Origin of the sequence: Palleronia marisminoris (genome assembly GCF_900172315.1) — a bacterium.
GTDB lineage: Bacteria > Pseudomonadota > Alphaproteobacteria > Rhodobacterales > Rhodobacteraceae > Palleronia > Palleronia marisminoris.
Genome location: NZ_FWFV01000017.1, coordinates 39,808 through 49,920, shown reverse-complemented (window position 1 = coordinate 49,920; position 10,113 = coordinate 39,808). Strand labels below are relative to the sequence as shown.

The 10,113-nt window shown below is 68.2% G+C and carries 9 protein-coding genes; 6 read left to right on the top strand and 3 right to left on the bottom strand.

The window, feature by feature from the left end; genetic code table 11:
• Positions 1-1,021: phosphohexomutase domain-containing protein (locus tag PAM7066_RS17640; protein ID WP_085855541.1), on the bottom strand; the 1,021-nt coding region annotated here is incomplete at its 3' end.
• A gap of 283 nt (positions 1,022-1,304) precedes the next feature.
• On the opposite strand from PAM7066_RS17640, the gene PAM7066_RS17635 reads away from it, so the two are divergent.
• The 6 genes from PAM7066_RS17635 (at position 1,305) to PAM7066_RS17610 (ending at position 7,319) form a co-directional block, all read left to right on the top strand.
• Positions 1,305-2,654 carry a polysaccharide biosynthesis/export family protein gene (locus PAM7066_RS17635; RefSeq protein WP_085855537.1) on the top strand — a complete coding sequence of 450 codons (1,350 nt, stop codon included), beginning with the start codon at positions 1,305-1,307 and terminating at the stop codon, positions 2,652-2,654.
• Between the two features lie 258 nt (positions 2,655-2,912).
• Complete coding sequence (rfbC, locus tag PAM7066_RS17630) at positions 2,913-3,476, top strand: dTDP-4-dehydrorhamnose 3,5-epimerase (protein ID WP_085855536.1); 564 nt, start codon at positions 2,913-2,915, stop codon at positions 3,474-3,476.
• Complete coding sequence (rfbB, locus tag PAM7066_RS17625; protein WP_085855535.1) at positions 3,473-4,522, top strand: dTDP-glucose 4,6-dehydratase; 1,050 nt, start codon at positions 3,473-3,475, stop codon at positions 4,520-4,522. Before rfbC ends, rfbB begins: the two co-directional genes overlap by 4 nt.
• The gene (gene rfbD / locus PAM7066_RS17620; RefSeq protein ID WP_085855534.1) at positions 4,519-5,370 is read left to right on the top strand and encodes a dTDP-4-dehydrorhamnose reductase; all 852 of its coding nucleotides are present in this window, start codon (positions 4,519-4,521) and stop codon (positions 5,368-5,370) included. The genes rfbB and rfbD overlap by 4 nt, the downstream gene beginning before the upstream one ends.
• A gap of 1 nt (position 5,371) precedes the next feature.
• The gene (rfbA, locus tag PAM7066_RS17615) at positions 5,372-6,247 is read left to right on the top strand and encodes a glucose-1-phosphate thymidylyltransferase RfbA (RefSeq protein WP_085855533.1); all 876 of its coding nucleotides are present in this window, start codon (positions 5,372-5,374) and stop codon (positions 6,245-6,247) included.
• Between the two features lie 55 nt (positions 6,248-6,302).
• Entirely contained in the window at positions 6,303-7,319 is a 1,017-nt protein-coding gene (locus PAM7066_RS17610; RefSeq protein ID WP_085855532.1) for a glycosyltransferase family 2 protein, read from the top strand.
• Here the strand turns inward: PAM7066_RS17610 and PAM7066_RS17605 are convergent.
• On the bottom strand, positions 7,267-8,733 hold the full coding sequence (locus PAM7066_RS17605; RefSeq protein ID WP_085855531.1) for an NAD(P)/FAD-dependent oxidoreductase: 1,467 nt from the start codon (positions 8,731-8,733) through the stop codon (positions 7,267-7,269). The two genes, PAM7066_RS17610 and PAM7066_RS17605, sit on opposite strands and share 53 nt — an antisense overlap.
• Positions 8,734-8,988: 255 nt before the next feature.
• Positions 8,989-9,990: a UDP-glucose 4-epimerase GalE gene (galE, locus tag PAM7066_RS17600; protein WP_085855530.1), complete on the bottom strand. Its 1,002-nt coding sequence runs from the start codon at positions 9,988-9,990 to the stop codon at positions 8,989-8,991.
• Between the last annotated feature and the right edge of the window lie 123 nt (positions 9,991-10,113).

Genomic DNA, 10,113 nt, shown 5'->3' with positions numbered 1-10,113 from the left:
GCGGGGCCACGATCGGCAGAAGGCCGTCGCGGGTCATCAGCGGCGCGAGGCCCTGCGCCTCGAACCCCAGCAGGAACCCGCCATTCGCCTCGAACCCCACGACCTTCGCCTGCGCGTCTGCGGCAAGGATCGCCTCCATCGCGGCGATCACGAAGGGCGAGCCGATCTTCGTCATCTCGACCCGGTCGAAGCCCACCCGGTTGACCATGTCGTTCGACGAGACCGGTGTGATTACGATCCGCGCGCCCAGGTACTGCGCCGTCAGGACCCCCAGCACGTCGCCCGGCACGATCCGGCCCGACCCGTCCGCCACCATCGGCCGGTCGCCATCGCCATCGGTCGAGACCACGGCGTCGAGCCGGTGTTCGGCGCACCAGCCGGCCAGCATCTTGCGCGTGTCGGGGTCCACGGCTTCGGTGTCGACGGGGATGAAGCTGTCCGAATGGCCGAGGGGGAGGGTCTCGGCCCCGAGGCGGGTCAGCACGTCTTCGATCACGTCGCGCGCGACCGAGGAATGGCGGTAGATGCCGATCGTCAGCCCGGTCAGCGCGCCCTCGAAGGCGTCGGCGAGCCGGTCGGCATAGGCGGCGAGGGCGTCGGCTTTGATCAGGGGGCCATCGCCGGGGGCAGGGGTCTGACCGGCTTCATGGGCGGCGAGGATGCGCGCCTCGTCCGCCTTGGTGATCTCACCGCCCGGCACGTAGAATTTCAGGCCGTTCCGGTCGGCGGGGATGTGGCTGCCGGTGACCATCACCGCCGCCCCGCCCGCTGCCATCGCGGCCTGCGCCAGCGCCGGGGTCGGCAGCGCACCGCACTCGACCGCCTCCAGCCCCGCCGCGCGGATCGTGCGGATCACGGTCGCGGCGATGCCGGGCGAAGAGGGGCGCAGGTCGCGCCCCACGAAGACCCGTCCACCATGGGGGCAGGCGGTCAGGAACGCGGCCACATGGCCCTGCACGACCTCGTCCGTCAGCTCCGTCACGAGGCCCCTCAGACCGCTCGTTCCGAATTTCGGTGCCATCGCCCCCTCGCCCCTTGATTCGTGCCCGACCCTCATCTCGACCCGGCCTGTCCAGCGGAATGCCGCCGCCTGTCCAAGGTCCATAGCGGGATCGGGCCGCCAAGGAGGCGCAGTGGCAAAATGGCATCGCCTTGCAAGCGAGGCCCACGGAAGGAGGCCGACGTTTTGCCCTCCCGTCCGGCTGTCCATAAGAGTAAGTCCAAACGACGGCGATCGCGATTGCGGCAGCCGGTGCAAACGGTGCATCGATGCGCAGGCGACGAGGTTCGGGGAGCGAAGACGAATGAAGCGGTATGTAAGCGGCGCAGTGATCGCGCTTTTCCTTCTGGCGGGATGCGGCATCACCTACGTCAACCCGGAAGTCGGCCTGCGCAACACCACCGCAAACGTGGAAGTGGTCGAGATCACCACCCGCACCGTCCAGATCGCGAACAGTGCGCCCTACACCCCGATGAGCCTTCCGCAGGTCTTCTACGCCGCAACCGGCGGCGGCTCGACGAGCGGAAATGTCGGCCTGCCCGCGCAGCCCTTCGTGCCGAACGAGCAGCGCCAGTCCGCCAACCTGCGCCTGCCGCCCCCGGTGGATCCCGGCCCCTACGAGATCGGCGTGGGCGACATGGTGCTTCTGGCCACCAAGGCCGCCTCGTCGACCGTCGAAGAGCTTTCGGGCCTTCTGGCCGCGCAGAACCAGCGCCAGGGCTATACCGTGCGTGACGACGGCACGATCTCGATCCCCGATGTGGGCTCGGTTCAGCTTGGCGGCCTGACCCTCGAAGAGGCCGAGGCCGAGGTCTTCCAGGCCCTCGTCGAGGCCGGCTTCAACCCGGCCTTCTCGCTTGAAGTGGCCGAGTTCAACTCGAAGCGCGTGGTCGTGGGCGGCGCCGTGGCGCAGACCGCGCTGGTGCCGATCACCCTGACCCGCCTCGACCTCGGGGAAGCCGTCGCCGCCGCAGGCGGCGTCACCGTGCCGGACGAGGAATTCGCCCTGATCCGCATCTATCGCGACGGCACGCTCTACCAGATTCCCTACGAGGAATATCTGAGCAATCCCGACCTGCGGAACACCACCCTGTTGGCCGGCGATGCGGTCTACGTGGACACGACCTACGATCTCGACCGGGCGCTGCAGTTCTACGAGCAGCAGATCGACGTGATCTCGCTGCGCCAGGAGGCCCAGGCCGCGGCGCTCGACCAGCTTCAGACCGAGATCTCGCTGCGCCGCGCCGCGCTCAACGAGCAGCGCGACAATTTCCTGGCGCGGACCGAACTTGGCGCCGAGGCGCGCGACTACGTCTATCTTGCCGGCGAGGTCGAGACCCAATCGCGGTTCCCGCTGCCCTATGGCCGCCAGGCGACCCTGGCCGACGTGCTCTACGAGACCGGCGGTTTCGAGGTCGAGACGGGCAACCCCCGCGAGATCTACGTGCTGCGCCCCTCTTCCGGTGGCGATACCGTCGTGGCCTGGCGGTTGAACGCGTCGAACGCGATCAACCTCGTGCTCGCCACGCAGTTCGAGATGCGCCCGAACGACATCGTCTTCATCGAGAGCCAGCCGATCACCGTCTGGAACCGCGCCGTCAGCCAGGCGCTGCCGAACCTGATCTCGATCGCGAGAGTGACGGAGAACAACTGATCCTCGAAAGTTCGGCGCAATCGCCCGTATTTTCACATAACCGCCATTATAGGTCGGCCGTCGCGGGCACGGGAAGACACTCGTTTCGTGCCCTCGCGGCTGGGTGGAACGGCGCGGGTCTACCGCTCTTGACCGTCTCGGGGCTGGGTAGACTCCGGGACGGATCGCGGCCGGCGCGAGGATCTCACGCCCCGCTCCCGGGGTGAGGGTGCCGTGTATCCGGTTTCGGGGGCGGAATGGGTCCTGTAAGCAAGTCGCATGAATATCGAAGCGACGTCCCTGCCCGATGTGTTCTGTGTCACGCCCCGGCGCTTCGGCGACGCCCGGGGGTTCTTCGCCGAGACGTGGTCGCGGTCGCGCATGGCCCGGGCCGGGATCGACGTCGAGTTCGTGCAGGACAACCATTCGCTCTCGGAGGCGGCCGGCACGGTGCGGGGCCTGCATTTCCAGGCGGCGCCGCATGCACAGGCGAAGCTGGTGCGATGCGGCCGGGGGCGGCTTTTCGACGTGGCGGTGGACATCCGGCGGGGCTCGGCGAGCTACGGGCAGTGGGTCGGGGTGGAGCTGAGCTTCGAGAACGGCCGGCAGCTCTATATCCCGGCCGGTTTCGCGCATGGCTTCGTGACGCTCGAGCCGGGGACGGAGATCGTCTACAAGTGCTCGGACGTCTACGCCCCCGACACCGAAGGCAGCGTCAGGTGGGACGATCCCGATCTCGGCATCGACTGGCCGCTGTCCGGGGCGCCGGTCCTTTCGGACAAGGACGCCGCCGCCCCCCTGCTTGCCGATCTCGACAGCCCGTTCACCTGGGAGGGTGCATGAAGATACTCGTCACCGGAGGCATGGGCTTCATCGGCTCGGCGGTGGTGCGGCTGGCCGTGGCGCGCGGGCATGAGGTGGTCAATCTCGACGCGCTGACCTACGCCGCCTGCAAGGCCAACGTGGCCACGGTCGCCGATGCGCCCGGCTACAGCTTCGTCGAGGCCGACATCCGCGACCGCGCCGCACTCGACCGGATCTTTGCCGAGCACGCGCCCGATGCCGTCATGCATCTTGCCGCCGAAAGCCATGTGGACCGCTCCATCGACGCGCCCGGCACCTTCGTCGAGACCAACGTGACCGGCACCTACACCCTGCTCGAGGCGGCGCGCGCCTACTGGACCCATGCCGGGCGGCCCGAGGCGTTCCGCTTCCACCACATCTCGACGGACGAGGTCTATGGCTCGCTGCCCGCGGACCCCTCCCTGAAGTTCACCGAAGAAACGCCCTACGACCCCCGCTCGCCCTATTCGGCCTCCAAGGCGGCCTCGGACCACCTCGTCCGGGCCTGGCACGAGACATACGGGCTGCCGGTGGTCCTGACCAATTGCTCGAACAATTACGGCCCCTACCACTTCCCCGAAAAGCTGATCCCGGTCACGATCCTGAACGCGCTGGCGGGCAAGGCGCTGCCGATCTACGGCGACGGGTCGAACGTGCGCGACTGGCTTTACGTCGAGGATCACGCCGACGCGCTTCTTCTGGTGGTGGAAAAGGGGCAGGTCGGGCGCAGCTACAATATCGGCGGCGAGAACGAGTGGACCAATCTCGACCTGGTCAGGGCGCTTTGCGCGATCCTCGACGAGAAGCGCCCGAGGGAAGGCGGCTCCTATGCCGAGCAGATCGCCTTCGTCACCGATCGCCCCGGCCACGACGCGCGCTATGCCATCGATCCCGCGCGCGTCCGCGATGAACTGGGCTGGCATCCGTCGGTCACGGTCGAGGAAGGGCTGGCGAAGACCGTCCAGTGGTATCTCGACAACGAGGATTGGTGGCGCGCGCTCCAGTCCCGCGAGGGCGTCGGCACCCGGCTGGGCGTGGCGTCGTGATCCTGGTCTTCGGACGGACCGGCCAGGTGGCGCGCGAACTGGCCGATCTTGCGCCCGCGGCGACGTTCCTCGGGCGATCGGAGGTCGATGTCGCCCATGCCGGAGCCTGCGCCGAGGCGATCCGGGCGCACCGCCCCGCAGCGATCATCAACGCGACCGCCTACACGGCGGTGGACCGGGCCGAGGACGAGGCGGCCCTCGCCCATGCCGTGAACGGCGAGGCGCCGGCCGCGATGGCCCGCGCCGCGGCCGAGCTTGGCATCCCGTTCGTCCATATCTCGACGGATTACGTCTTCGACGGCGGCGAGGATGCCCCCTTCGCGCCGGGCGACCCGACGGGCCCCCTCAACACCTACGGGCAGAGCAAGCTGGCGGGGGAAGAGGCCGTGCGCGCGGCCGGCGGCCCCCATGCGATCCTGCGCACGAGCTGGGTCTTCTCGGCCCACGGGGCGAACTTCGTCAGGACGATGCTGCGCCTGTCCCAGACGCGCGACACGCTCGATATCGTCGAGGACCAGGTTGGCGGCCCCACCCCGGCCAGCAGCGTCGCCGAGGCCTGCCTGGTCATCGCCCGCCGGCTGGACGACGCGCCGGAGCTGTCGGGCACCTATCATCTCTCGGGGGCGCCCGACACGAGCTGGAAGGGGTTCGCCGAGGCCATCTTCGCCGCCGCCGGGCGCAAGGTCGCGGTCACGGCCATTCCCACGGCCGAGTATCCCACCCCGGCGCGCCGCCCGCTCAATTCGCGGCTCGACTGTTCCACCACGGCCGAGGCGTTCGGCATCGGGCGCCCCGACTGGCGCCGGTCGCTGGGCGAGGTGACCCGCGTCCTGACGGAGACCGATTAGAATGACGACACGCAAGGGCATCATCCTGGCCGGCGGCACGGGCTCGCGGCTCTACCCGATCACCATGGGGATCTCGAAGCAGCTGCTGCCGATCTACGACAAGCCGATGATCTACTATCCGCTGTCGGTCCTGATGCTGACGGGCATCCGCGAGATCTGCGTCATCACCACGCCCCAGGACCGCGACCAGTTCCAGCGCACCCTGGGCGATGGCAGCCAGTGGGGCCTGTCCCTGACCTTCATCGAGCAACCCTCCCCCGAGGGCCTGGCGCAGGCCTATATCCTGGCCGAGGATTTCCTGGACGGCGCGCCCTCGGCCATGGTCCTGGGCGACAACATCTTCTTCGGCCACGGGCTGCCCGAGCTTCTGGCGGCCGCCGACGCCCGGACCGGGGGCGGGACCGTCTTCGGCTATCACGTGGCCGATCCCGAACGCTACGGCGTGGTGGCCTTCGACGAGGCGGGGCGCGCCACGCGGATCATCGAGAAGCCCGAGGTGCCGCCCTCGTCCTTCGCCGTGACGGGGCTGTACTTCCTGGACGGGACCGCGCCTGCACGCGCGAGGAAGGTCGCGCCCTCGGCGCGGGGCGAGCTGGAGATCACGACGCTTCTGGAAGGCTACCTTGCCGACGGCGCGCTGTCGGTCGAGACCATGGGGCGGGGCTATGCCTGGCTCGACACCGGCACCCACGCCTCGCTTCTGGACGCCGGAAACTTCGTGCGGACCCTGACCGAGCGGCAGGGCCTGCAGACCGGCTCACCGGACGAGATCGCCTATGCTCTGGGCTGGATCGACCGCGCGCAACTTGAGGCGCGGGCGGAGATTTTCGGCAAGACGGCCTACGGACGCTACCTGTTGAGTTGCCGAACGGATTAGGCGACCCCTGTCCCCAAGCCGATCCTTGGAGGCACCGGGAACTCGAGGAGACGACATGGGCCTCCCGCTCGAAATCGTCGTGCCCGCGCGCGATGCGGCCGCCACGCTCGGCGCCTGCCTTCGGGGAATCCGCGCCGCGGGGTTCGGCCCGGACGAGGTCGTGGTCGTCGATGACGGCTCGCAGGATGCCACGCCGCGGATCGCGCAGGCCCACGGGGCGCGGCTTTTGCACACGGAAGGCGGTGTCGGGGCGGCGGCCGCCCGCAATCAGGGCGTCGCGGAGACGACGGCCCCGGTGATCCTGTTCATCGACGCCGATGTGGCGCTGCACGGCGATCTTCGCGACCGGATCCTGCGGTTCTTCGCGGGCCACCCCGAACATGCGGGGCTGATCGGCAGCTACGATGCCGCGCCCCCTGCCCCGGGCACGCTCAGCCGCGTGCGCAACCTGTTGCACCACCACACCCATCAGAACGCGGCCGGCGACGTGACGAGCTTCTGGGCCGGCATCGGGGCGATCCGGCGGGCCGATCTCGAGGAAGCGGGCGGGTTCGAGCCCGGCCACCTGCTCGAGGACGTGGCGCTCGGCATGGAGCTGGCGCGGGCGGGGCGTCGCGTGCGGCTGGACCCCGATCTGCAGGGCAGCCATCTGAAGCGGTGGACGCTGCGCTCGATGATCCGGGCGGATCTGCTCTATCGCGCCCTGCCTTGGTCGCGGATGCTGCTCGATCCGGCCAATGACGGCGCGGCGGCGATGCTGAACGCGGGACGGGCGGGCAAGGTGTCGGTGGTGCTGGCGGGTCTGGCGGCGCTCGGGGTGCTTGCGGTGCCGGTCGTGCCCGGGCCCGCGCTGGTCGCCATCCTGATCGCGATCGGGCTGCTCGGGGTGCAGAATCGCGGCTTCCTGCGCCTGGTGCGCCGCCGGTTGGGGCTGGCGGCCAGCGTGCAGGCGGTCGGCGTGCTGTGGGTGCATTTTCTCTGCGCAGGCATGGGCTTTGCCTGGGCGTGGGTCGAGCGGTTCAGCCCGCGCGGGTCTTCTTCACCTCCTCGACCTCCTCCTCGGGGCGCATGAACTCCTCGTGGTAGGAGCGTTCGGTATTGATGTGCCAGACATCGTGATCCGCACCGAACGCGTTCTCGGCGGCTTTCATCGCCGAGAGCATGGAATGGTCCTGGTTGTTGTACCGATGAAGCCCGTTGCGGCCCACGGTGTCGAAATTCTCGAGCGTCTTGATCCAGTCCGCGATGGTATCCACCGCCTCCTGGTAGTGCTCGTCATAGACCGGGTAGGCCTTGGGCTGGCGGATCACGAAGGAGCCCGTCACGCTTTCTGCCTTCGCCAGGCCGAGCTGCTCGAGCTCCCCGGCGGCAAGCCGGGTCAAGGCGTCGTCCTCCATCGACCACAGCGCGTCGTTCTCGGCGCAGAAATACTCCATCCCGATCGAGGCGGTGGCCTCGTCCGACAGCATTTCGGGCGACCAGGCGCGGAAGTTCTGGATTCGACCGACCTGCACATCCGGCGAATGCACGTAGATCCAGTTGTCGGGAAACGGGTCGGGGTGGTCGAGCACCAGCGTGACGATCAGGAAATCGCGGTAGCGCAGTTTCCGCGCCGCCTCGATCACATGCGGCGGCGGCGGCGGATCGAAGGTCCCGATCAGCGTGTCGAGCGCAAGCGAGCTGATCACGTGATCGCCCCGTTCGATGCGGGTCTCGCCGTTCGTCGTGACCTCGACGCCGGTCACGCGGTTTCCCTCGCGAAACACCTTGCCCACCCGGGTCTCGAGATGCACCGCGCCGCCGTTGTCCTCGACACGCTCCGCGGTCTTCTCCCACATCATGCCGGGGCCGAGGCGGGGATACTGGAATTCCTCGATCAGGCTGGTGGTGTCGTTCGCCGACGACAGCGCGTTCCAGACCGCCTTAGACAAGGACAGGTTCTTGATCCGCTGCGCGGCCCAGTCGGCGCGGATGACCTTCGGCGAGATGCCCCAGACCTTCTCGGTATAGGAGCGGAAGAAATGCATGTAGAGCCGCCCGCCGAAGCGGTTCATGACCCATTCCTCGAAATTGTCCTCTTTCTTGGAGGGAAAGACCCGCCACTTGCCGTAGCTCAGCATGATGCGCATCGCCTCGTAGGGGCCGATATTGCCGAGCGCGTTGAAGATCTTCAGCGGGTAGTCGTAGAACTTGCCGCGGTAGTAGATGCGGCTGCGCCGCGGACGGGTGAGGAAGTCGTCGCCGAGGATCTCCTCCCACATCGCCTGCACTTCGGGCACCTTGGTGAAGAAGCGGTGGCCGCCGATATCGAAGCGGTATCCATCCTTGTGCTCGGTGCGTGAGATACCGCCGACAAGGCTGTCGGCTTCGAACACGACCGGACGCAGGGTCTGGTCGGGGCGCGAGAGCTTCTGCAACTCGTACGCCGCCGTCAGGCCCGCCGGTCCGCCACCCAGGATGAGCGCGGTTCGGTCAGGGCCGTTCATGAAGTCCCCGCGCACTGACCGGATCTCGATGAAGGAATGCTCTTGTCTGGATCGGAAGTATGAGTGGAGCTCCGGTTCTTACGAATAGAGAGAGTAAAACCTAGGTTCCGAGAAGAAGCGGCAACCCTAAATCACGAAAAGTGATGATCGGCCGCCCTGTCAGAAAGTTATCGTCGCGCCGCAGTCTTTCGCTGCGGCTGACGGAGTGCGGATGCACCCAGGCACCCTGCCGTGATCTCGCTGCGGCGGCAGGGTTCAGCCCGACCGGCCGCTCCGCCAGTTCCAGGCATCCGCGCACATGGTGGCCAGGTCGCGGGTGGCGCGCCAGTTCAGGCGGCTTGCGGCCAGGGTGGGATCGGCGAGCGAGGTGGCGATGTCGCCGGGGCGCCTGTCGGAGACGGTGTAAGGCACCGGCCGGCCCGAGGCAGCCTCGAAGGCGCGGATCATCTCCATCACCGAATGGCCGCGGCCCGAACCGACGTTGATCGCCTGCACGCCCGGGCCTTCGCCCGTCACTTCGATCGCGGCCAGGTGGGCCGCGGCCAGGTCCATGACGTGGATGTAGTCGCGGATCCCCGTCCCGTCGGGCGTGTCCCAGTCGTTGCCATGGACCTTCATTTCGGGGCGCATCCCGGCCGCCACATCGGCGATGAAGGGCATGAGGTTGTTCGGCACACCCCGCGGCGCCTCGCCGATCCGCCCCGAGGGATGCGCGCCCACCGGGTTGAAGTAGCGCAGGCTGACGGCCGAGAAGTCCGGGCGCGCCCGCCCGAGATCCTCGATGATGCGCTCGACCATCATCTTGGTCTGGCCGTAGGGGTTGGTCGGCGCCAGGGGATGGCTTTCCGGGATCGGCACCTGTTCGGGCGCGCCGTAGACGGTGGCCGAGGACGAGAAGACCAGCCGCTCGCAGCCGATCCGCGTCATCTCGTCCAGCAGGTTGAGGCTGCCCGCCACGTTGACCCGGTAATAGTCGAGCGGCTTCTCCACCGCCTCGCCCACGGCCTTGAGCCCGGCGAAATGCACCGCCGCCTCGGGGCAGAACCCCTCCAGCGCGCGGGCCAGCGCCGGCTTGTCGACCAGGTCGACCTCGGCCACCTCGACCCCCTGCCCTGCGATCGCGGCGATCTGGTCGGGCACGTCGCGTTCGGCATTCGCGAAATTGTCGAGGATCAGGATCTCGTGCCCGGCCCCGAGAAGCTCGACGCAGGTATGGCTGCCGATATATCCGGCGCCCCCGGTGACCGCGATCCGCATCTTCACCTCTCCACCCGGCGTTTTCGCTTGTCAGAGGCCATAAAGAGGTGCCGGTGGCAAGCTTTCCGGTCGCTGGCGCCCCCGCCATTCCGGGTCCCGCCCACTTCTTCTGGCCGCTCCCCG

Excerpts from the sequence above, each read along its gene's own strand:
- PAM7066_RS17610 (WP_085855532.1), top strand. The coding sequence starts at position 6,303 with ATGGGCCTCCCGCTCGAAATCGTCGTGCCCGCGCGCGATGCGGCCGCC.
- galE (WP_085855530.1), bottom strand. The coding sequence starts at position 9,990 with ATGCGGATCGCGGTCACCGGGGGCGCCGGATATATCGGCAGCCATACC.
- rfbC (WP_085855536.1), top strand. The coding sequence starts at position 2,913 with ATGAATATCGAAGCGACGTCCCTGCCCGATGTGTTCTGTGTCACGCCC.
- PAM7066_RS17605 (WP_085855531.1), bottom strand. The coding sequence starts at position 8,733 with ATGAACGGCCCTGACCGAACCGCGCTCATCCTGGGTGGCGGACCGGCG.
- rfbA (WP_085855533.1), top strand. The coding sequence starts at position 5,372 with ATGACGACACGCAAGGGCATCATCCTGGCCGGCGGCACGGGCTCGCGG.
- rfbB (WP_085855535.1), top strand. The coding sequence starts at position 3,473 with ATGAAGATACTCGTCACCGGAGGCATGGGCTTCATCGGCTCGGCGGTG.
- PAM7066_RS17635 (WP_085855537.1), top strand. The coding sequence starts at position 1,305 with ATGAAGCGGTATGTAAGCGGCGCAGTGATCGCGCTTTTCCTTCTGGCG.